Annotated in this window: 19 protein-coding genes; 11 read left to right on the top strand and 8 right to left on the bottom strand. The window is 46.2% G+C overall.

Annotated elements, in window-relative coordinates; translation table 11 throughout:
• Window positions 1-12: 12 nt before the first annotated feature.
• The 4 genes from ACOIT5_RS06355 to ACOIT5_RS06340 all read left to right on the top strand — a co-directional run bounded on the left by ACOIT5_RS06355 (window position 13) and on the right by ACOIT5_RS06340 (window position 7,385).
• Window positions 13-1,929, top strand: a complete 1,917-nt coding sequence (locus ACOIT5_RS06355) for a RagB/SusD family nutrient uptake outer membrane protein (protein ID WP_423129634.1) — start codon at window positions 13-15, stop codon at window positions 1,927-1,929.
• A 127-nt stretch (window positions 1,930-2,056) separates the two neighbouring features.
• On the top strand, window positions 2,057-4,423 hold the full coding sequence (locus tag ACOIT5_RS06350; RefSeq protein ID WP_423129633.1) for a T9SS type A sorting domain-containing protein: 2,367 nt from the start codon (window positions 2,057-2,059) through the stop codon (window positions 4,421-4,423).
• A gap of 32 nt (window positions 4,424-4,455) precedes the next feature.
• Window positions 4,456-5,844 (top strand): alpha-L-fucosidase, encoded by a 1,389-nt coding sequence (locus ACOIT5_RS06345; RefSeq protein WP_423129632.1) that lies wholly within the window; start codon window positions 4,456-4,458, stop codon window positions 5,842-5,844.
• 164 nt (window positions 5,845-6,008) lie between these two features.
• Window positions 6,009-7,385 carry an alpha-L-fucosidase gene (locus tag ACOIT5_RS06340; RefSeq protein WP_423129631.1) on the top strand — a complete coding sequence of 459 codons (1,377 nt, stop codon included), beginning with the start codon at window positions 6,009-6,011 and terminating at the stop codon, window positions 7,383-7,385.
• 712 nt (window positions 7,386-8,097) lie between these two features.
• Here ACOIT5_RS06340 and ACOIT5_RS06335 read toward each other — a convergent pair.
• From ACOIT5_RS06335 to ACOIT5_RS06315, 5 genes are all read right to left on the bottom strand, one after another.
• Window positions 8,098-10,203, bottom strand: a complete 2,106-nt coding sequence (locus ACOIT5_RS06335; RefSeq protein ID WP_423129630.1) for a M3 family metallopeptidase — start codon at window positions 10,201-10,203, stop codon at window positions 8,098-8,100.
• A gap of 93 nt (window positions 10,204-10,296) precedes the next feature.
• Window positions 10,297-10,878 carry a flavin reductase family protein gene (locus ACOIT5_RS06330; protein ID WP_423129629.1) on the bottom strand — a complete coding sequence of 194 codons (582 nt, stop codon included), beginning with the start codon at window positions 10,876-10,878 and terminating at the stop codon, window positions 10,297-10,299.
• 147 nt (window positions 10,879-11,025) lie between these two features.
• On the bottom strand, window positions 11,026-11,421 hold the full coding sequence (gene folK, locus ACOIT5_RS06325) for a 2-amino-4-hydroxy-6-hydroxymethyldihydropteridine diphosphokinase (protein ID WP_423129628.1): 396 nt from the start codon (window positions 11,419-11,421) through the stop codon (window positions 11,026-11,028).
• A gap of 5 nt (window positions 11,422-11,426) precedes the next feature.
• Window positions 11,427-11,780: a dihydroneopterin aldolase gene (locus tag ACOIT5_RS06320; protein WP_423129627.1), complete on the bottom strand. Its 354-nt coding sequence runs from the start codon at window positions 11,778-11,780 to the stop codon at window positions 11,427-11,429.
• Window positions 11,781-11,797: 17 nt separating this feature from the next.
• Window positions 11,798-12,517 carry an SDR family NAD(P)-dependent oxidoreductase gene (locus ACOIT5_RS06315; protein ID WP_423129626.1) on the bottom strand — a complete coding sequence of 240 codons (720 nt, stop codon included), beginning with the start codon at window positions 12,515-12,517 and terminating at the stop codon, window positions 11,798-11,800.
• 231 nt (window positions 12,518-12,748) lie between these two features.
• Between ACOIT5_RS06315 and ACOIT5_RS06310 the strand changes: the two genes are divergently transcribed.
• Window positions 12,749-13,849 (top strand): universal stress protein, encoded by a 1,101-nt coding sequence (locus ACOIT5_RS06310; protein ID WP_423129625.1) that lies wholly within the window; start codon window positions 12,749-12,751, stop codon window positions 13,847-13,849.
• Window positions 13,850-13,863: 14 nt separating this feature from the next.
• Here the strand turns inward: ACOIT5_RS06310 and ACOIT5_RS06305 are convergent, their stop codons facing one another.
• Complete coding sequence (locus ACOIT5_RS06305) at window positions 13,864-14,472, bottom strand: riboflavin synthase (RefSeq protein WP_423129624.1); 609 nt, start codon at window positions 14,470-14,472, stop codon at window positions 13,864-13,866.
• A 401-nt stretch (window positions 14,473-14,873) separates the two neighbouring features.
• Here ACOIT5_RS06305 and dtd point away from each other — a divergent pair, with 401 nt between their 5' ends.
• The 4 genes from dtd to ACOIT5_RS06285 all read left to right on the top strand — a co-directional run bounded on the left by dtd (window position 14,874) and on the right by ACOIT5_RS06285 (window position 17,329).
• Entirely contained in the window at window positions 14,874-15,329 is a 456-nt protein-coding gene (gene dtd / locus ACOIT5_RS06300; protein ID WP_423129623.1) for a D-aminoacyl-tRNA deacylase, read from the top strand.
• A 61-nt stretch (window positions 15,330-15,390) separates the two neighbouring features.
• The gene (locus tag ACOIT5_RS06295) at window positions 15,391-15,741 is read left to right on the top strand and encodes a nucleotide pyrophosphohydrolase (protein ID WP_423129622.1); all 351 of its coding nucleotides are present in this window, start codon (window positions 15,391-15,393) and stop codon (window positions 15,739-15,741) included.
• Window positions 15,742-15,747: 6 nt separating this feature from the next.
• Window positions 15,748-16,575 carry a deoxyribose-phosphate aldolase gene (gene deoC, locus ACOIT5_RS06290; RefSeq protein WP_423129621.1) on the top strand — a complete coding sequence of 276 codons (828 nt, stop codon included), beginning with the start codon at window positions 15,748-15,750 and terminating at the stop codon, window positions 16,573-16,575.
• Window positions 16,576-16,606: 31 nt separating this feature from the next.
• Complete coding sequence (locus ACOIT5_RS06285; protein WP_423129620.1) at window positions 16,607-17,329, top strand: FadR/GntR family transcriptional regulator; 723 nt, start codon at window positions 16,607-16,609, stop codon at window positions 17,327-17,329.
• 70 nt (window positions 17,330-17,399) lie between these two features.
• On the opposite strand, the gene ACOIT5_RS06280 is transcribed toward ACOIT5_RS06285, so the two are convergent.
• Both ACOIT5_RS06280 and ACOIT5_RS06275 read right to left on the bottom strand, forming a co-directional pair.
• On the bottom strand, window positions 17,400-18,221 hold the full coding sequence (locus ACOIT5_RS06280; protein ID WP_423129619.1) for an N-acetylmuramic acid 6-phosphate etherase: 822 nt from the start codon (window positions 18,219-18,221) through the stop codon (window positions 17,400-17,402).
• Between the two features lie 11 nt (window positions 18,222-18,232).
• Window positions 18,233-19,078, bottom strand: a complete 846-nt coding sequence (locus ACOIT5_RS06275; RefSeq protein WP_423129618.1) for an ATPase — start codon at window positions 19,076-19,078, stop codon at window positions 18,233-18,235.
• 153 nt (window positions 19,079-19,231) lie between these two features.
• On the opposite strand from ACOIT5_RS06275, the gene ACOIT5_RS06270 reads away from it, so the two are divergent.
• Window positions 19,232-21,706: a glycoside hydrolase family 9 protein gene (locus ACOIT5_RS06270; protein WP_423129617.1), complete on the top strand. Its 2,475-nt coding sequence runs from the start codon at window positions 19,232-19,234 to the stop codon at window positions 21,704-21,706.
• 37 nt (window positions 21,707-21,743) lie between these two features.
• Window positions 21,744-23,195 (top strand): sodium:solute symporter, encoded by a 1,452-nt coding sequence (locus ACOIT5_RS06265; RefSeq protein WP_423129616.1) that lies wholly within the window; start codon window positions 21,744-21,746, stop codon window positions 23,193-23,195.
• Window positions 23,196-23,217 lie beyond the last annotated feature (22 nt).

Genomic DNA, 23,217 nt, shown 5'->3' with positions numbered 1-23,217 from the left:
AATCTTTACAAAATGAAAAAATATATCCTATCTGCTTTTGTTGGAATTTGCCTGTTCTTCTTCTCATGTGAAGACTTTTTGGATGTCTCAGACGAACTGGCAAGCAACCTGACCATTGAACAGGTCTTCAGTAATGTAAGCTATACAAAAAGATGGCACGCAAATATTTTTAACTGTGTTTCTGAATATTCCCAGATGTTTATAAATCCTACGGGGTTTCAAAACCCGTGGCCCAGTATGTGCGGAGAAACAACCGTCAATTTTTCGACCCTGAAAACATACATGCAAAACGGGTTTAATGCTGGTAGCGCAAGTTTTCACCGCTTTGCCCCAATGTATCAATACATCCGTCAGGCCCATATTTTCCTGAACAATGCGCAGCCTATTGGTAATGCCCTCGACAATGCATCGCTGACCGAAAACGATGTAAAAAGGATGAAATCGGAAGCCAAATTTCTTATCGGATATGCCTACTTCTCGCTATTTGAACTATATGGCCCGGTCCCGATTATTGATGAACTTGCCGATGACTCAAAAACCCAATTCGATTATGGAAGAGCCTCAGTAGATGAGATGGTCAAATATATCGACGACCTATATCAGGAAGTTTTGAATGAGGATGCATTACCGATAACCTTGCGTTCTGCTAATTCTACAGGAGGGACGACTGAAAATCTTAGTGAAATGGCCCGCCCAACTCGTGCCGTTGTTTTGGCAATGCGTGCAAAGTTGTGGGTTTATGCCGCCAGTAAGTTATTTAATGGAGGGTATGCAGAAGCATTGGAGCTTACCAATAACGATGGAAAGAAACTGTTTCCGGGCAAAGACACCAAAAAATGGACGACAGCCAAGCAACACCTCGAAACATTTCTCAGCTTTGCAGAAACGCAAGGATATGAATTGTTTACCATAAAAAACTCAGATGGGACAATCAACCATAGCCAATCCGTTTATAAAGTATTTCAGGATTACAACAAGGAAATTATATGGGCAACCGGAGTTACGTATCTGAACTACGGAAACGATGGTTCCTATCTTGATCGCCGTTGCAGACCAAGACAGATTTTCGATGGATTTAGCGGGATAGGTGCTTCCCAGCAAGCTGTAGATGCCTTCTTTACAAGTAATGGGTTGGATATTCATGAAGATCCTTCGTATAACGAAACCGGGTTTACAGATATTGAAAACCCCTGTGCATACCAGAAACCTCAAATCGACAAGCAGGTTTTTAATATGTATGTAAACCGGGAACCTCGTTTCTATCATGCCATAACCTATCATGGCAAAAGTTGGCATATTCAGCCCAGCTCTGGCTGGACGGTGGATATGGCAAAGGGGGGAAACAATGATAATTTTGTAGTCAACCGCGAACATTACACCGGATACCTGCTTTACAAAAGAAACAATCAGGAGTTAATGCAAACCGGTTCGTACCTGAAAAATTATGCCCGTCCTTCGATAATACTTCGTTTGGCTGACTTTTTCTTGTACTATGCAGAAGCATGTAACGAAGTCTCGCCTTCCGACAAAAACGTTATTGTTTATCTGGATAAGGTTCGCGAACGCGCTGGTATCCCCGGATACCAAAAGCTCCATGACACAGGCGTCAAAACAAACCTGATTGGAAATTATGAAGCCCAGGCAAAAGCAATCAGGCAGGAACGCCAGGTTGAACTGTTTACGGAAGGCCAACGCTATTTCGATGTTCGTCGCTGGATGATATGCGACCCCGGGCAGGAGGCTGATCAATCAGTTTATTACGGGATGAACGTAGATGGCGTAAAAACAATTCCTCCCGGTCAGTCAGGATCATATTTCAACCGGGTTCTTACACGTAATTTACAATGGACCAGAGCTATGTATCTTTATCCGATCCCTCACGAAGAAGTGATTAAAAGTCCAAGCCTTGTTCAAAATCCACTTTGGTAACCAATAGTCTTAATTGACATTCCGATGGTCGGCCTGTAATTTACACAGCGAATGCAGGTCGGCCATTTTTAATATTTTGTATGCAACTGGTTCTGGCCAGGAGTGTGACATGTTATTTCAGTTTAAAATGAACAAATTTAAAATAGTATTGCTGGGAGGATTATTAATGCATTTGCCCGGATTCGGACAATCGGGTTATTATATATCCCCCAATGGAACTGACAATGCAACCGGTTCAAAAACGAGCCCGTGGAAAACAGTTGATTTTGCTGTTAGTCAAATGGCAGCAGGCGACACATTGTATTTTTTCTCCGGAAATTATGGCGATCAGGTGTTGGGCATAAGCAAACAGGGCGGGCCCGATATAACATTTACAAAACCAACTTTTTTTATTGAAATCCCGGGAGAAACCGCAGTTTTTGAAACCCTGACACTCGGGTCGTCGGAATGTCCTTTCAGGGAAAAAGGATGTGTAGGCGGTTGGGACGAGAACGATGGATACAGTATGTCGGAGATCAACCTGGGTTTTTATGGCTTCGAGATAAAAAAGGGGGCGAATGTATCTGCAAAGAATGTGGTGTTCGATCACTGTATCTTCAAGATTGCAGGCCCCTGGAACGGAAGTGTTGCCGCTATCGACAGGGCCGCTGTTAATATGAAGATGGCAACCAATGTGACTGTAAAAAATTGTGAAATTACAGAGACCGGCTGGGGGGTACGTATTCAGGAAAGTAAAGATGTCAACGTTCTGAATAACGATATTCACGACATAACACAGGATGGAGTTGTAATTGTGACGGCTACCGGAGTTTTAATTGATGGCAACACCATCCGGAACCTTTACGATGGGGCCGGGGACAACGATGGATTTGACTGGAACCGACATTGCGATGGTATTCACATGTACCCCATAATATACAGCTCATCAGCCGATTACGGAGTACGCGACATTGCAATACGAAATAACCGCTTTTACTATTACGAGGCAATGGGAGTGATGATGAATGCAAAAAAAGGCAGTGTTTACGAGTTCAGCAATATTTTGGTTGAAAATAACTTGTTCTATGGCGGCGGCGGTTTTGCATTTCATTCAAGCGATGTAGGCATCGATGGGTGCATTATACGAAACAACTCGGTAATCGATGTTCCCGATGATTCTTTTTCTATGCTCAATAAAACACTTTATACTACTGTTCTGGATGTTAAACTTCCATCCCATCTTTCCCGGAATGTTTCGGTGTACAACAATATTTTTGCAGTGCCCCCCATTGTGAATAGTATTACAGAATACGACCGGTACGATCACAACTCGATTTACAAATCGAATGGGAAAGAACTCTTTGCCGGTCTGGGATATGTGAACCTTGACTTTTCGCCATTTATCAGTCCGAAAAACAGAGATGGGGCAATCGCACCAACCAGTCCGCTGGTCGATGCCGGGACCAGATTGAATGCAACATGGTCGGCAACCGATAGTGGGATGATGGTTGATATTCATGGGACAATCAGGGATAACCGGCCCGACATTGGCGCATTTGAAGTGCCGGGAAGAACGCCGGAACCCGAGAAACTGCCAAATTCCAAACCTAAAAAACCCAATACGTTCAGAGATGATTTTTCGACCGGGGTTATCAACAAAATCAATCCTTTTTTATACAACGACACGACCGATGTACTGACATGGAAAACGCCCGACGGATGGAAAGGGTATCAGGTTCGGTTAGATCGCAAAGATTTTAAAAATAACCATATCGTTCCTCTGTTTTGCCAAAGCGGAAAATTCGTGATCGTATCGGCCAACAGTTTTAAAAATGCCACCATTGGGTTTAAGTCGCAACCCACATTGAATTACGACATTAACGAAGGTTTCCTCCTTCTGTACGTAGATGAAAATAATTATTACTATTATGACATAATCGGCGGGAGGTTTTTAAAAAGGCTTAACGGGAACGAAACCGTCATCAGTAATTCCAACGCCTTGAAACAATCAGTCAATTCGTTACACGAAATTTCGATTAAACAAAGCATATCGCAAAATAGCATTTCCATTCAAATCCAACTGGATGGTGAAAAGGCATTAAACTATACCGAAACGGATGCGGTGGCCTATTCTAAATTTTGCAATGGAGGCTCCATCGGGGCAATGCGAAATAATCTCCAAACCTGCCACCGGACTGCACTCGATGATTTCGTAGTACACATTGATAATCCGGAAGAAATAACATCCATCAACGATATAAGTCCCGATCCGAAACAGGAGATACTGGTGTTCCCCAACCCATTTACAAAACACACGACGATAAAACTTCCATCGAAAAACAAGAAATACAGCTTATTGCTTTTCGATAGTTCAGGAAAAGGGATCGTTTCAGAACATGGATTTACAGGCAGTTCGTATATTCTGGAAAACAGGAACTTTAAACCCGGCATATACTTCCTGAAAATCACAAACAACGAAAATGAAACATTTTGTAAAAAACTGGTTGTCAAGTAATTTCCAATATAGCAACCATAAAAAACAGATATATGAATAAAAAAACTGCACTTTTATTTTTTCTGCTATTCCATCTGTTTGTCCACCTTGGAATTGCACAGCATAAAACAACGACCCCCTATCTTTTGCCTGATGATGAGAAAGTTATTCAAACGATCAAGGAATGGCAGGACCTGAAATTTGGCTTGTTTATCCATTGGGGAACATACAGCCAATGGGGGATAATAGAATCGTGGAGCATTTGCCCTGAAGACAAAACATGGATTTCCAGGCCAAAGGACAAAAGTTATTTCGAGTATAAAAACGAGTACGAAAACCTGAAAACAAGTTTTAATCCGATAAAATTTGCTCCGGAGAAATGGTCTGCCGCAGCCCGCAACGCAGGAATGAAATACGTGGTGTTCACCACCAAGCACCACGACGGTTTCTCGATGTTCGATACCCGGTTGAGCGATTACCGGATTACATCGCCCGGCTGCCCGTTTCATGCGCATCCAAAAGCAAATATCGCGAAAGAAATTTTTAACAGCTTTCGCAACGACGGTTTTATGATTGGAGCCTATTATTCAACAAGCGACTGGAACCACAAAGATTACTGGTGGGATTATTTCCCCCCGACCGACCGCCAGGTCAATTATTCGCCGGAAAAATATCCGGAGAAATGGGAAGGTTACAACTCGTTTATGTACCATCAACTGGAAGAACTTGCTACCGGCTATGGGAGCATCGATTTGTTCTGGTTTGATTTGAACGAGATATCGCGGGAGAAAAAAGTGGACTGGCCCCAAATTGCATCAATGCTTCGTAGTTGCCAACCCGGAACGATGATGGTGGTGAGAGCCAGCAATGGCCTGTATGAAAATTACCGGACTCCCGAACAGGAAGTTCCGGAAGAAGCGCTTGATTATCCCTGGGAAACCTGCATGACGATAGGCAACCAGTGGTCGTACCGAAAGAATGACAATTACAAATCGGCCCATCAACTTATTCAGACCTTGGTGCAGGTGGTTTCGCGGGGCGGAAATCTTTTGCTCAATATCGGGCCCGATGCCAATGGGGAACTCGATCCGGTTGCCTACGACCGGTTAAAAGAAATTGGGAATTGGATGAAAATTAACGGGGAGGCAATTTATGGCACCAAAACGGTCAAGCCGTATCACGAAACAAAACTTGCATTTACCCAAAAGGACAACGTCGTTTATGCAATATACCTGTCCGACAAAGAAGAAAAAACAATGCCTTCAAAAGTGGCAATTTCATCCTTTCAGCCTTTGTCCAAAAGCCAGATTTTTATGCTGGGTCATACTTCCCCATTAAAATGGGAAACAAATGGGAAAGGGATTATTATAAATATACCTAAAGCATTACAAAACAACCCGGCTTGTAAAATTGCCTGGATCTTCAAACTTCAGGTGAAATAACCACGAGTGCAAAGCCCACGCAAACCGAAAATGTACAAATGGCTATTCCATTCCGTTGATAAGCATATTAAAGTAATGACTTTGATACGGGAATTATGGAAAATGACTTTAAAAATTTATACGGATGAAATAAAGCTTGTGATTTAAACCTAAAAAACATACTGATGAAATTTTTAAACCGCCTTATTTTTCTTACTCTATTTTATTTGAGTTCCGGCATGATTGGCATCTTTGCCCAAAACACACAAATTCCATCCAATAATCATAGCCTGACGAATCGTTTGGAACAGTTTCGCCAATTAAAATTCGGGATGTTCATCCACTGGGGGCCTTATGCCGAACTGGGGGGAATTTACAAAGGACAAAAGCCGGGAGGAAATGCAGAATGGATCATGCTCTCCGGAAAAATCCCCTCTTCGGAATACGAAGAAATCTGCAAAAACTGGAACCCGACGAATTTCAATGCCGACGAATGGGTGGAACTGGCGAAAGATGCCGGAATGAAATACCTTGTTTTTACCACCAAACATCACGATGGTTTTTGCATGTTTAAGTCCGGATTAACAGATTATAACATAGTTGATTACACGCCATTTGGACGGGATGTTGTTAAAGAGTTGGCCGAATCGTGCAAAGAAAATAATCTTCATTTAGGCTTGTATTATTCGCTGTCCGACTGGCACCATCCGGAGTTCCCGGCAAACTATTCCAATTTGGGGTCGAACTTTCATGGCAATCCGAATCCCGATGCCGATATTTCAAAGTATGCCGATTATCAACTGGCCCAAATTCGGGAACTGATGGGTAACTACGGCCCGGTTTCCGTAGCATGGTTCGACGGAGGCGGATCTTTTGAAAAAGTCAACCGGTACGAACTATTAAAAGGCGATTCTCTTGTTTCGCTCATCCGCACGCTTCAGCCTCATTGCCTTATTAACGACCGCATTGGCGGCGGGAAAGGCGACTATGGTACACCCGAACAGTCAATTCCCGGAACCATTCAGGATCAGGCTTTTGAAACCTGCATGACCATAAACGACACCTGGGGTTTCCGCAGCTACGATCATAACTGGAAATCGACCAAAGACCTGCTGATGAAACTAGTGGATATTGTACACAAAGGCGGTAATTTTTTGCTGAATGTGGGCCCCGATGGAACAGGGCGGATTCCGGAAGAAAGCGCCATCAGGCTAAAAGAAATGGGAAAGTGGTTAAGCCTTTATGGTGAAGCAATATACGGAACCAACAACAGTTTGTTTGAAGCCTTCCCGTGGGGCAAAAGTTCCACAAAACTTCTCCCCAATGGAAATTCTGCTGTTTATCTGTTTGTCGAAAAATGGCCTTTGAACCGACAATTGAAGATTAATGGAATTCACAATACGATTCAGTCCGTTCATTTACTCTCACCTGAAGGGAGGACGGATCTGAAAACCCGGAGAAAAAAAAGAACTTTGAACGTGTACCTTCCCCGCGAGGCCCCCGATGCATTTATCAGTGTGATTCGTGTTGGACTGGAAGGTTTGCCCATCGTTACCAATTAAAAATCACTCCAATAGTCTTCTCCTGCATCTATTCACTCCAAACGCGGAGCTTATTTTTGTGAATAATAGCTCCCAACACCTTTAGGAAAAGATCTTATTGAAAAGAGAAAATTTGAATAATCAGCAAGAACGTATGCCAAAAAAATTACAGCCAAACAAAATTTGGTGAAAATGAAAAATTTTAAATTTAAATCACCTTTCTTCAAATCGTTAATTGCAAAATAGTGATTTATAGTAAAGTAAAATATCCATTAAGCCTTAGCGAGTTTGAGTTATTTTTCAGGAACAGTTACCGGGCGGCCTGGTTGCCTATCTTTTTACCAATGAAAAGCCGGTGGTTGAAGATATCGTGAAGAAATCATATATCACTAAGTAAAAAAGATATCCCGGGATTTATCAAAATATGCAAGAGCCTAACAATACTTGTTGATTACTGTGCAAAACCGGTTCATCAGCCTTTTACAGAAGGTAACCGGAACCCACCCATTCCACCCAAAGGTGTTGCGACTATCTTGCAGACTGATATTTTCACATAGCTGTCTTTCTTTCGGGAGCAGCATTTTAATATCTAAATATGTCTTTTGACTGTCCATGCAACATAACCATCCTTAACGGGTAAGCCATCATTTCTGAAAAGCCTTTATCGGGGCCTTTCAGAAATGATCTTGCCTGTTCGTTTATTCATCAGTACAGGAGTGTTTTTGGGTTCGCATCAATCTTTCAGTCCGCTGCGTTCCAGCAGGGCATCGATGGTTGGTTCCTGTCCGCGAAAACGTTTGTAGAGGACCATCGGGTGTTCGCTTCCGCCTCTTTCGAGGATGTGGGTGCGGAAAGCATCGGCGGTTTTTTGATCGAAGATCCCGTTTGTCTTAAAAACCGAGAAGGCATCGGCATCAAGCACTTCGGCCCATTTGTAACTGTAATAACCGGCATCGTATCCCCCGGCAAAAATATGAGAGAACGAGGTACTCATCAGCAAACCATCTACCGGATCGAATAGTTCGGTAGGCTGCATGGCTTTTGTTTCGAAGTCGGTGATGTTTTCACTCAACGGAGCTTCGATTGAATAGTAAGCCAGGTCGAGCATGCCGAAGCTTAGCTGACGTTCAGACAGGTAACCGGCCTGGAAGTTTTTGGCAGCAACGAGCTTATGGATTAACTCTTCGGGTAATTTTTCGCCGGTTTCATAATGTGCGGCAAAACGGTCGAGCCATTCTTTTTCGTAGGCCCAGTTTTCGTGTATCTGAGACGGGAGTTCCACAAAATCCCAAAACACGTTGGTGCCCGAAGTTCCGCTGTACAGGCACTGGCTGAGCATCCCGTGCAGGGCATGTCCAAACTCGTGCAGGAAGGTGGTTACCTCATCAAAGGTGAGCAGCGACGGCCGGGTTTCGGTGGGTTTGGTAAAGTTGGTAACAATGCTCACATGCGGGCGGATATTTTGACCGTCTTCCATATACTGGTCGTGATAATCGGTCATCCAGGCGCCCGAGCGTTTTCCCTCGCGGGGAAAAAAATCGAGGTAAAGCACCGAAATAAATTCACCCTTAGTGTCATACACCTCGTAGGCTTTCACATCCGGATGATAGACATCGATGGCTTTGTTTTCTTTCAGTTCCAGCCGGTAAAGTTCGCGGGCCAGGTCAAACACGCCATTAATGACGTTCTCGAGTTTAAAGTAGGGTTTCACTTCTTCTTCGTTGAATCCATAACGGGCATTTTTCAGTTTCTCGGAATAATAAGTCCAGTCCCAGCGTTGAATTTTCCCTTTAAAGCCGGTTTCTTCGGCGAAAGCCTGCACTTCGGCAAATTCTTTTTCAGCAAAGGGGCGCGAAGCCACATGCAGCTCATTCATAAAGTCGGTTACCCGTTCCGGTGTTTCGGCCATCCGGCGGTTCAACTTAAAGGCCGCATGGTTGGGATAGCCCAGCAGTTTGGCTTTTTCCAGGTTCAGATCTACCAGCTTTTTGATGATTTCCTTGTTATCGTACTCGTTATCCTGATTTCCTTTGCTGCCGAACGCGCGGGCCATTTTCTCCCGGAGTTCGCGACGATCGGCATATTTCATGAAAGGGACATAACTGGGGTATTGCAGGGTAAAGACCCAGCCTTCCTTATTTTTTTCTTTTGCCGTTAAAGCCGCTGCTTCGCGGGCAAAGTCGGGTAATCCCGACAAGTCGGTTTCGCTGGTGATGTGTAATTCAAAAGCATTGGTTTCGGCCAGCACGTTTTGCTGAAACTGCAAGCCAATTTTACTTAGTTCCGTGGTAATTTCGCGGTAGCGTTCCTTTTGCTCCGGAGTCAGGTTCGCGCCGTTGCGTACAAAACTCTGGTAGGTATTTTCGAGCAGGGTTTGCTGCTCGGCATTTAAGCCAAGCCGGTCTTTTTGTTCATAAACTGCTTTTACCCGTGCAAACAAGTCTTCATTCAGGCTGATGTCGTTACTGAATTCCGACAACAGCGGAGCCACTTCCTGGGCAATTTGCTGCATCTCGTCGTTGGTTTCGGCCGAGTTCAGGTTAAAAAAGATTTTTCGGATGATTCCCAGACGCTGGGCGCCCCGATCCATCGCTTCAATGGTGTTTTTAAAATCAGGAGCTTGCGGATTTTCGATTACGGCCTGAATTTCAGTTTTTGCCTCAGCAATGGATGCATTGAAAGCCGGCAGGTAATGTTCGTTCTTAATCTGTGAAAAAGGAGCCGTTTTATACGGCGTGCGAAATGGTTCCAGTAAGGGATTTTTCTTCGTCTCTGCTTGTGTTCTCATCATCGTTGTCATCAGTAATAGGGATATAAATACCCGGTAAGTTGTTTTCATCTTCTTGTTTTTAAGTTTTCAGGATATCTTTTCAGGATATGTTTCGATATACTTCAGAATATTACAGAAAACTCTTAAAATGGTTCACCGGCTTTATTTTTTCTTCTTCTTTTTCTTCTCCACCGACCATCCGAACTTCCCGATCGGGTCGCCCGTTTTGAAATAGTGACCATGCACGTAACAAATAGGATCGGACTTTTTCAGGCTGAAGGCGCCGGTTTCCGGGTCGATAAAACGATCGTCGGCCATCACGTTCACCACCTCCGAAATGAACATGTCGTGTGTTCCAAGCGGAATAATTTCTTTGACCTTACACTCGATGCTTACAGGCGCTTCGGCGACCACGGGCGCTTTAACGATGCTGGCCGGGAGGGGAGTCAAGCCCGTTTCTTTCCACTTATCGAACTTGGCCCCTGAACGAACGCCGCACCAGTCGGCCGCCCTGGCCAGCTCTTCGGTGGTGAGGTTAATGACGTATTCGCCGGTACGTTTAATAATTTCGTACGAATGGCGCGATGGACGGACCGAGATGTAACACATGGGCGGATCGCTGCAGATCGTGCCTGTCCATGAAATGGTCAGCAGGTTATACTCTTCGGGTGTTTCGCCGCAGCTGACCAACACGGCCGGCAACGGGTAAATCATGGTTCCGGGTTTCCAGTTTATTTTTGCCATTTCAAGATGTAAGTTTCAGGTGGCGAATACATGTTAGCGACATGGTCCGACACAAATTTCATTTGATGCAAAGGTAAAAAAAGGAAGGGGACGCGGAAAAGAAAGAAAAACCGGTGTCGGGCCAAAAGCGGCAATTGTACGGAAAAACTATTCTTCGGAGAAACCCAGTTCGGCCGCAGCTTGTTTTAAAAAGTCGCGGGTGTAATAATCATCGTCCACCACCTGCCCGTCCCAGACCACCAGGTCGAGGTCGATGCAGCGTGGCCCGAATTTAGCCTGGCTCCGGTCGCGGCCCAGACGGTCTTCCACTTGTTTCAGGTATTGGCGGAAATCGGCGATGGGTAAATCTGTTTCGAGCTTAACTGCCCCGTTTACAAACCAGGGCTGATCGGCGATCCCGATCGGTTTTGTTTTCATCAGCCTTGAAATGTCCAACACGGTGGTTTCCTGTTTCAGGATAGTCAACATGCGTGAAATATGTTTATCCGGTTCGATGTTCGACCCGATCCCGACAATGGCGGTATGCTTGATTTTGCCATCCATTCCGCTTACCTGCCTGCTTCCATCTCGAACGATACCGATTCGGCAAAACGCAGGGCATGAGGCTTATCCACTTCAACTTTGGCCCAAACAACCCGTTCGTCTTCCATGATCATGTCCAGCAGGTTTTTAGTCAGCGTTTCCAGCAATTTAAACCTTCCGTCCTGAACGAAACTGATAATTTTTTTGGTGATGGTTTTATAATCGTATATTCCCTCCGGTTCGTCAGACAGCAAAGCTTCTTCGGGAATGATTGCCTCTATTTCGAGGTTAATCACCACATCCTGCTTGTTGACCAGTTCATCGGGATTGAACCCGATGTAGGTGCGAATGAGCAGATCTTTAACACGAATTTTTGCCATCTTTTCTTTTAAAAAATTTATCCAAGATTCTCACCTCCATCGCAGAACAACAACTGCCCGGTAAGGAGTTCATTATCCAGAATATAATCCAGGCTTTTCAGAATAGGATCCACCCCGGCCGGTTTTTTCATCGGAATATGTTTTGCCAGATTAAGCAAATAAGCCTCATCCTGATCTTCGGGAGGAAGCGTCACCCCCGGAGCAATGGCATTCACCCGGATTTCGGGGGCAAATTCAAGGGCAGCCATTTTGGTAAGTTCCCAAAGCGCCTTTTTCGACAGGCTGTACGCGGCATGGTCCGATTTGCTGCTGGTAATGCGGGTGTCAAGCATGTTGATGATCAGCCCCGATTCAACCAGCCGGCCAAACTCGCGGATCAATAAAAACGGAGCGCGGTAGTTAATCATCATCTGGCGGTCGAGCAGATCAAAATGGGTTTGCGTGATCTTTCCTTCCTCAAAAATGGAAGCATTGTTAATTAACAAGCTGAGCTCGCCGAAAATCCGGATCACTTCGGGGATCAACCCTTCCACCGCAAAAGGGTTTTGCAGGTTCGACTGGAAAAGCACAAAGGTTTGAAACTCGTACTTTTTCTGAAGTTCTGCCAGTAACTTTTCCGCGTCTTTCCCCGACTGGTTAAAATGCAGAGCCAGGTTCCAGCCACGCTCAGCCAGGTGGAGCGCCATTTCACGGCCAATACGTTTAGCAGATCCCGTTATTAATGCTGTTTTTTCCAAGATGGTTTGTTTTTCAGTTTAAGCCGACAAATTTATACACGAATAAAAAAGATAACCATTTTAAGTTAATTTCTTTCTATACCTAAACGGCTATTTTCACAATCAGTTCATTTTCGGCCACCAAAATAACTTAAAAAACATTTCACAAAAGAAAAATAAGCTTCCATGAAACCAAATTCCCCGCATTTTCGAAATAACAGGTAGATACCGTTCATTCTAAAACATACCGTCATGGAAGATAAATTAATCACCATCGCCCTGTTACCTTATTCAAAAGCTGAAATTTTACGTTCGCTTTTAGAAGCTGAAGGGATTGACTGCACCCTGGAAAACATCAACCTGATTCAGGGGGCCGTGGCCACGGGGGTGAAAGTCCGTATTTATGAAAAGGACATCAAAAACGCCTACCCGATTTTAGATCAGATGCTGGGAAAAGTGACCAGGATTAAGCAAAAATCAGAAAATACCATTCTCGTCCCGGTCGATTTTTCCAACTATTCCTTTAAAGCAGCGCTGATGGCTTTTGAGATTGCCCAAAAGCTGAAATCGAAGCTCATTTTCTACCACGTCATTCAGCAGCCCGATTTCTTTTCCATGCCTTATTCGGATGTAGTTGCCTTTAACTCGGGTTTATACGAGCATTTAAAAGAACAGGAACAACTGGCGAATAAACAATTTAAAACCTTCCTGGAAAAACTAACCGATTACATTGGGGCCAACAACTGGAAAAGCATCAAATCGGAACATATGATCAAGATGGGATACCCCGAAGACGATATCCTGTATTTTGCCGACAAACATCCGCCGCGGCTGATTGTAATGGGCATTAAAGGCCCGTCGGAAGAAAACCTGGATATTATGGGAAGCACCACGGCCGGCGTGATTTACAAGTCGAATGTCCCTGTGTTGGTCATCCCCGAAAAAGCCTCCTTGCTAAACCTGGCCTCCATGAAAAAGGTGGTGTACGCGACCAATTTTGACGAGAAGGATTTTGTTTCCATTAACAAACTGCTGGGCTTGCTGAAACCCTTTGATGTGCAGATTTCGTGCCTGCATATTGGCCGGGCCGACGAAAAAGAATGGAACGAAGCCCGGCTCGAAAGCATGAGCCAGATTCTCAAGCAAAACTACCCCGACTCCCGCTTTGATTTTACCATCATCCACGGAGATGATATTTTAACCGAGTTGGAAGAATACATTGACAAACACGAGATTGATATTCTCTCGCTGACAACCCACAAGCGGAACATGATCACCCGGATTTTTAACCCGAGCATTGCCCGCAAGATGGTCTTTCACGTGAAAACACCTTTATTGGTATTTCACTCGTAAGTCAGTTAACTAAGCTATTTAAAGCTGGCCAGTTTACTCAGGTACTTCCCGATAATGTCGAATTCCAGGTTCACCACCGAGCCTTCCTGAAAGGTGTGGAAGTTTGTGGCCTGGTAAGTATAAGGGATAATCGCCACCTGGAATGAATTGTTTTTCGAGTTAACCACCGTCAGGCTGACGCCGTTTACGGTAACCGATCCTTTTTCCACCGTCATGTAGCCTTGCTGCGCTTTGGCCTGGTCGAATTCGTATTCGAAAGTGAAATACCAGCTTCCATCGGCTTCTTCCACTTTTTTACATACGGCAGTCTGGTCGACATGTCCCTGCACAATGTGCCCGTCCAGGCGGCCGTTCATCATCATGCTGCGCTCCAGGTTTACTTTCGATCCCACTTCCAGGTAGCCCAGGTTCGACTTCAGGATGGTTTCTTTAATCGCGGTTACCACGTAGGTTTTGGCTTCCCTGTCAATGTTGACCACCGTCAGGCAAACCCCGTTGTGCGACAAACTCTGGTCAATCTTCAATTCGTCAACAAATGAACAGGTCAGGGTAAAATGATAATTTTCCTGTTCCCGCTCAATGGCTTTCACCACGCCGTATTCTTCAACAATTCCTGAAAACATGCTCTTTCGTTTTAATTTGATGCGAATTTACCGAATTCCGCCTAATCGGGAAAATTTACGCTGAAAACATTCGCGCTTTAACCCAAATGAAAAAGCGATGGCATAATCGTTCAGGCTATGACCTCACGGATCGTTCCGGCGGATGTATGACAAATTCAATTTTTTATCGCCAACTTACCTGAGACGGGATCAAAAGTCGTTCACGGGTGCTGAACAAATATTTTGGGATTTCATGAAATCTGTCGTACACCCGTTTTAACCGAAGGTGCTTTGCTTTTGATGAATCGTTATCTTTGCACGTGTTCATTTACAAACTCCCGGCGGCTGAATGCCCGCAACGGCGTTTTTTGAAACACAGCAAAGGCAGCTTGTTTGCCCGGTAGCTTTAAAAAGAAACAGATATGAGGGTAGTTATTCAACGAGTAGCTCAGGCATCGGTAACCATCAACCGGCAAGTGAAATCGGCGATTGCCGGGGGATTGTTGATTTTGCTTGGCATTGAAGACGCCGATACTGAGGAAGACATTGACTGGCTGGTAAAAAAAATCAGTCAGTTGCGTATTTTTAACGACGATGAAGGCGTGATGAACCGATCGGTGATTGAGGCAGGGGGCGAAGCCCTGGTGATTAGCCAGTTTACCTTGCACGCCAGTACCAAAAAAGGCAACCGTCCTTCCTATATCCGGGCTTCAAAACCCGATTACGCGGTACCCCTGTATGAGCAATTTATCCGGGAACTTTCCGCAAAACTCGGGAAAGAGGCCGGAAGCGGCGAATTCGGGGCGGATATGAAAGTGGCTTTGGTCAACGACGGGCCGGTAACAATCATCATCGACACAAAGAATAAAGAGTTTTAGTATTCTGCTTAACCTGAATTCCGTAACTTCGTATAAAATACAGGACATAACTATTTTACAAATGAAACAGACTGAAAATCTACCTGTTTCTCTCCCACAGGCTCAACGAATGGTGGATAACTGGATAAAAACCATCGGCGTTCGCTATTTTAGCGAGCTCACCAACCTGGCTGTACTGACTGAAGAGGTGGGCGAACTGGCGCGATTGATGGCCCGGAAGTACGGGGACCAGTCATTCAAAAAGTCGGATGAAGGGAAAGATCTGGCTGATGAAATGGCCGATGTGCTTTGGGTGCTCATCTGCCTGGCCAACCAAACAGGCGTCGATTTAAATGAAGCATTCCTGAAAAACATGGAAAAGAAAACAAACCGGGACAAAGACCGGCATCAGAATAACGCGAAACTAAAATAGAAAGCTATGACAATCCAGGCAGAGTTGGCAGCGATAAGAGCAAAGGCCGAATTGAACAAGACGAGGGATATGCAGCAACTGGCATTTTCATGCATCGATCTGACTACCCTGAATTCAACCGACACGATCAGCCAGGTGAAAGCCTTTACTGAGCGGGTAAACGATTTTGCGAATGACTATCCGACACTTCCCAATGTGGCAGCCATTTGTGTGTACCCGAATATGGTCTTCACGGCCAAGGAGACTTTAACCGTCGAGCAGGTGAAGATTGCCTCGGTAGCAGGAGGTTTTCCGGCGTCGATGACCTTTATTGAAATGAAAGTGAAAGAAGCGCGCATGGCTGTTGACCTAGGCGCCGACGAGATCGACATGGTCCTTCCGTTATGGGCTTTTCTCGACGGGAACAAACTTATTTGCCGGGAAGAGATTGCCACGGTTAAAGAAGCGATTGGCGACGCCCACCTCAAGGTCATCCTCGAAAGCGGCGTGCTGGCAGAACCCGAGAAAATTCATCATGCCGCTATGTTATCGATGGAATCGGGAGCCGATTTCATCAAAACCTCTACCGGGAAGACCAACCCGGCGGCCACTCCCGAAGCAGCGATTGTGATGTGCCATGCCATCAAAGAATTCTGGATGAAAACCGGGAAGAAAGTTGGTTTTAAACCGGCCGGAGGAATCTCGGCAAGCCAGGAAGCCATCTTATACCTCACGATTGTGAAAGAAATCCTGGGCGAGGAATGGTTGTCGCCCGAATTGTTCCGGATCGGGGCCAGCCGTTTGGCCAACAACCTGCTCAGTGAATTCTGGGCCGAGGAAGTGAAATATTTTTAACTGATATAGAGGACCGTACATGGAAAATTCAATGAATGACATCTTTAAGAAGATTGGTACCACTCAAACCCTGAGCCAGAAGATCGAACGGAATATCGAGCGTGCTATCCGCGAAAAAAAGCTTCCGATCGGATCAAAATTACCGTCAGAACGGGAATTGTGCGAAATGTTTGCCGTGAGCCGGACCGCTCTTCGCGAAGCCTTACGCCGGCTTAGCGCCCGCGGACTGATCCAGATAAAAAAAGGAAGCGGCATGGTGGTCACCAAAATCAATATGAAAGATGCTATTGATTCATTGAATTTATATTACGACTTAAAGTTTGATGTGAACCTGATCAGCCAGATTATTGAGTTGCGCCTTGCCTTTGAACCGGAGATTGCCAAAATGGCCGCCCAAAACCGTACCGAAGAAGATTTGAAAGGACTGGAAGCCAACCTGGTTGAATTTTCGAAATGCGACCCGGACAATACCCAGCTGGAATCTGACATCGATAACCGGTTTCACCTAGCAGTAGCCCGTGCAACAGGCAATCCGTTCGTGATTGTCACGATGGAACCGGTGCACAATTTGTTACCGCGCATGAGAAACTATATTTATGCCAATATTGAGGGAGAGAAGGAAATTACCCTGGGGTATCATAAAGAAATCGTCAACGCCATTCGTGAACGGGATGCCGAACGCGCCTACGATAAAATGCAGGCCCACCTGGACCGGAACATGCAGGTGTACAATAAGTTCCTGAGAAATACCTAGCGGGCTGGTCACCGGCAGTCGGCCGGTTTTTCCGTTATCCGTTTACCTGATCTTTGGCGGCTTGTGCACCCTACTCTTTTTCATTTCGCGCGGCGTGGAGCACCTTATTCACCGACCCGTGCAAAAGCAGCAGGCGGTGAGCTTTCGCTTCGTCGTATCCCAGTTCTTCCATGATCATCCTGGTGCCCCGCAGGATAAGTTTTTGGTTGGTGAGCTGCATATTCACCATTTTATTTCCTTTCACACGTCCCAGTTTGATCATCAGGGAAGTGGTAATCATGTTCAGGATCATCTTCTGCGAAGTGCCGGCCTTCATCCGGGTGCTTCCCGAAACAAATTCAGGACCGACAATCGCTTCAATCGCTACATCCACGCAGCTGGCCAACTCGGTATTCGGGTTGTTGCAGATACAACCGGTGAGCATACCATGCCCGCGGGCCCGTTTAACTGTACCGATTACATAGGGAGTCCGTCCCGATGCAGCAATACCAATCACCGTGTCCAGCTCTGTCACCTGGAACCTTTGTAACTCCTGCCATCCCAACTCTTCGTCGTCTTCAGCCGATTCAACCGCCTTACGGATGGCGTTATCTCCGCCGGCAATCAAACCGATCACCAGATCGTAGCCCACGCCATAGGTCGGCGGAATTTCAGAAGCATCGAGTATTCCCAGACGGCCGCTCGTGCCGGCCCCGATATAGAACAACCGGCCGCCTTTCTCCATGCGTTCGAAAACCCGTTCAACGAGCATTTCAATCTGAGGGATTGTCCGGTGAACAGCCGGCAGGATCTTTTTATCTTCCTCGTGGATGTTTTCAAGCAACTGCCTGACCGACATCTCCTCCAGGTTGTTGTACAATGAATCTGCTTCTGTAATATTTGTCAGGATCATGTGGATGTGACTTAATGTTGACTTTTATGGTATGCCGTTAAACCGGCAATTGGTTCCTTTAATATGATTGGATGGCTAAACCCGTAGGCCTCCGTCTGCGAAATAATGATGTCCCTGAAATGGTAGGCTACCGAGCCGGCAAACCCGATGGGATAACCGGTTATTTCAGGCAGCCTGAGTACATTACGTTCGAAAAACTCACGGAAACTTTCTTCGACCATGTTCAAACAGTAAGGTTCGTGCAGCTGTGCCGAAAGAAAGGGGGCAAAGCCGGCAAGATATTTATTGGGACGTTCTGTCCGGTAAACCCGGTTGAGAACGTCAGTCTGAACAGGAGAAAATTCCTGCTCAAACAGAAGGCGTATTGCCGGAGGCATCACCTGTTTAAAATAATCGCCAAGCAGTTTTTTCCCTAATGCGGCTCCGCTGCATTCGTCGCCAAGAATAAAACCCAGTGGCGGTACTTTTTTCGTAATGTGTATTCCATCGTAAAAACAGGCATTCGATCCGGTTCCCAGAATACAGGCAATTCCGGCTTCCCGGCCAAACAAGGCCCGCGAAGCGCCAAGAACATCCGAATGGGTTTCAACCCTGGCGCGGGGAAACAAACGGGTAAACGCTTCTTTCAGCACATTCCCTTTTTCCTGATCCACCACGCCTGCGCCGTAGAAGAAGATCTCATCCACATCACCGCCGGTCTCCGGGAAAATCTTTTCCTGCAATTCCTGGAAAATATCATCGCTGGTGCGAAAAAAAGGGTTCATTCCCCTCGTCTGGAAAGAGCTGACTTCATTGGTATGACCGATCAGCCTCCAGTCCGCCTTTGTGGAACCACTGTCTGCAATTAATCTCTTCATGGGGCAAAGATAAATAATTTTATTTCAGAAATCAGCAAACTTATAAGATGTATTACAAGTTTTGTTTTTATAATTTTAATCATTTAACTTTGGCGGTAAGCGGAATCGAGATCTGCCTAAACCGTTCCTGTCATTCAACTAAATTTAATGCTTATGATTTGCCGGGCACTCATGTTGTTTATTCTTTTTTGTCCTTATCATCTCTTTGCCTCCGGGGTCATCCGGGTTAACCAGCTGGGGTACTTTCCCGATGCTCAAAAGGTAGCGGTTTTCCTGAGCAGCGAACGGGTACCGGCCGGGCATTTTCAATTGGTGAATTGTCTTTCGGGAGAAAAGGTATTTGAAGCCTTGTCCGAAAAAAGCGATGCCTCGGTTTGGGGTATGCAAACGGCTTACCGGCTCGATTTTTCATCTTTCAGCGAATCCGGAGGTTTTTATCTTCAACTCGGAGACGCCGTTTCGCCTTCATTCCGGATTGCCTGGGATGTGTATGAAGGGACGGCTGATTTTCCGCTGCATTATATGCGTCAGCAGCGTTGCGGGTTTAATCCGTTTCTGAATGATTCCTGCCACCTGCACGACGGCATCATCGTTGATCACCCGACCCGATCGGGCGAGCGGATCGATGTGACGGGAGGTTGGCACGATGCCAGCGATTACCTTCAGTATGTAACCACTTCGGCCAATGCCGTTTACCAGATGCTGTTTGCCTGGGAACGGAATGCGGAGGTTTTTGGAGACCAATTTCAGGCCAACGGCCTGCCCGGAAGTAATGGTCTTCCGGATATCCTGGATGAAGCCCGCTGGGGGCTGGAATGGCTGCTCAAAATGAACCCGGGCAAGAATGAAATGTATAACCAGATTGCCGACGACCGCGACCACCGGGGTTACCGCCTGCCTGTGGGCGACACGGTGACTTATGGTTTGGGAAAAGCGCGGCCTGTTTATTTTGTAAGCGGAAAACCGCAAGGTTTGGGAAAACATAAAAACCGGTCGACCGGAGTGGCTTCCACGGCTGCCAAATACGCTTCGGCCTTTGCCTTGGGCGCGCGTTTGTTCCGTTCGGTCGATCCTGAATTTTCACAAAAGATGGCTATCAAAGCCCGGGATGCCTGGGCCTTTGCCTTGTCCGGCCCGGGCGTGTGCCAAACCGCCTGTGTGGTTTCGCCTTATTTTTACGAAGAAGATAATTACGTGGATGACATGCAGCTTGCAGCAGCTTCCCTGTTCCTCGAAAATGGAGGGAAGCCGTTTGAGCAGCAGGCAAAGTACTGGGGAGAACTGGAACCGGTAACTCCCTGGATGGAATTACAGCGTGCCCGTCATTATCAGTATTACCCCTTTATCAACCTGGGGCATGTATGGCTGGCGCAATCCGAAGATTCGCTTATTGCAAAACAATTCGCGGCTTTCATGAAACAGGGATTGGAAAATATCCGTCGTGCTGCAGCAGGCGACCCCTTCCGCATCGGCATCCCGTTTCAGTGGTGTTCGAATAACCTGGTTGTTGCAGCAGCCACGCAGGCGCGCCTTTACCGTCAGATTACAGGCGATGAAAGTTATCTGGAGGAAGAGTCGGCACTCACCGACTGGCTGTTGGGCTGCAATCCGTGGGGAACCAGCATGATTTGCGGACTTCCCTCAGGCGGCGATTACCCTGAACGGCCCCACTCGGCCATCACCTACCTGTTGCACCAAACGACAACCGGCGGCCTGGTCGACGGGCCTGTTTACAAAAATATTTACGAAAATCTGCGGGGTATCCATTTATTTGAAGAAGATGAATATGCTGCCTTTCAGTCGGGAAAGGCGGTGTATCACGACGATATGGGTGATTATTCATCAAACGAACCGACGATGGATGGCACCGCCAGCCTGACTTACCTGTTTTCGTCGCTCGAAAAGGAAGGGCGCGGAGCAACTGCACGGCAACATGTTGTGAAAGACAGCCAGGGCGCCATTGTTAGGATGAATCCTTCTGCAAACAAGGTTTACCTGATCTTTTCGGCGCACGATTTAAATGAAGGGGCCCCTTTTATCCGAAAGTCTCTGAAGAAAAACCGGGTGAAAGCTTCTTTTTTCTTTACCGGTAAATTTTATGCCGACCCCGAAAACCAACTTCTTGTAAAACAACTGATTGACGACGGTCACTTTCTGGGGGCACATTCGGATGGGCACCTGCTGTATGCCGACTGGAACAAGCGCGATTCGTTGCTTGTGGGCCGGGAACAGTTTGAAGCGGATTTGCAGGCAAATTATCAAAAAATGGCTGAACAGGGAATTGATATCCGCGCAGTCAGGTCATTTTTACCACCTTACGAATGGTACAACAAGACGGTGGTAAACTGGGCGCATCAGCTGGGACTGACCGTGATTAATTTCACTCCGGGTATCCGGACCAATGCCGATTATACCACTCCTGACATGCCCAATTATCAATCATCAGATGCCATTTTCAGCAGCCTGGAAAAATTTGAAAAGCATGATCCGCATGGCTTGAACGGATGCCTGATCCTGATCCATGCCGGAACCCATCCGGCGCGAACAGATAAATTTTATCACCGGCTGAATGAACTGATTAGCTATCTGAAAAAGAAGGGATATCAGCCGGATTGTCTTGCAGAGTAAAAACAGAAGAAGGATTGACAATAATTCGCGACAGACTATGAGCAGCTTACTGATTTTTATGATTATTTTTTTCTTTTTTACCCTGCTGATGGGGGTGTCTTACTTTTCGTCAAAAAATGCCACTAACGAGACTTTCTTTACCGGCAACCGGCGTTCGCCCTGGTACCTTGTCGCGTTTGGAATGATTGGCTCAACCATCTCGGGGGTCACCTTTATTTCGGTTCCCGGCGAAGTTGGAAATACGGCCTGGACGTATTTACAGTTCCTGCTGGGAAATTTTATCGGGTACTGGGTGATCGCACTGGTGCTGATTCCTTTGTATTACAAGCTGAACCTGGTTTCTATTTACACCTACCTCGACCAGCGTTTTGGTATCCGTTCGTACAAAACCGGAGCCTTCTTTTTTCTGGTGTCGCAAACCATCGGCGCCTCATTCAGGTTATACCTGGCAGCCGGTGTTTTACAGATTGCCTTTTTTGATGCCTTGGGAATTCCCTTCTGGCTGACTGTTTTTTTAACCCTGCTGCTGATCTGGGTGTACACGTTTCGGGCCGGCATCAAAACCGTGGTATGGACCGATTCCCTGCAAACATTTTTTATCCTGGGAGCCATTGGCGTAACCATCTGGGTGATTTCCATGCAACTCAACCTGGGAATCGGAGAGATGATCGCTACGGTAAGTGATCATCCGTTCAGCCGGATTTTTGACTGGAACTGGCAGTCGAAAACCAACTTTGTCAAGCAATTTGCCGCCGGCCTGGGAATTGTTATCGTGTTGAACGGGCTGGATCAAAATATGATGCAAAAGAATCTCACCTGCAAAACCCGGCAGGATGCCCAAAAAAATATCTTCTGGTTTAGCTTCGCCTTCATCATTGCCAACCTGTTTTTTCTTTGCCTGGGGGTGTTGCTGTATTATTTTGCCCAACAAAAAGGAATTAGCCTGCCCGGCAGGAGCGACGACTTGTACCCGATGCTGGCGATGCAGCATTTCGGAACGCTCGCCGGGGCCTTGTTCCTGCTGGGAATCCTGTCGGCCGCGTACTCCAGCGCCGACTCTGCTTTAACCGCCCTGACCACATCCTTTTGCATCGACTTACTGAACCTGAAGGCTGATTCACCCAACAGTAAACCGGTCCGGTTTAAAGTCCACATCGGCTTTACCCTGGTGATGTTCCTGGTCATTGTTTTGTTTAGGATCATCAATAACGACAGTGTTGTGACTGCTGTTTTCCGCGTTGCCGGATACACCTACGGACCTTTGCTGGGCCTCTTTGCCTTTGGCATCCTGATGAAACAACAGGTAAAAGACCGATTTGTGCCCTACATTTGTTTGCTCTCACCGGCGCTGAGTTACGTAATCGCCGCCAATTCCAAAAGCTGGTTGGGCGGCTACGAATTTGGGTTTGAGTTGTTGCTGATGAACGGCCTGATCACATTTGTTGGACTGCTGATCTTCACGAAAAGCAACAAAATGCAAAACCCATGACCGGCGACCAGTCATTTTTGTC

This window comes from Gaoshiqia hydrogeniformans (assembly GCF_049347105.1).
In the GTDB taxonomy this organism is placed as follows: Bacteria; Bacteroidota; Bacteroidia; order Bacteroidales; family Prolixibacteraceae; genus Gaoshiqia; species Gaoshiqia hydrogeniformans.
The sequence above is the reverse complement of the archived record's forward strand: the minus strand, read 5'-3'. Positions and strand labels throughout refer to the sequence as shown.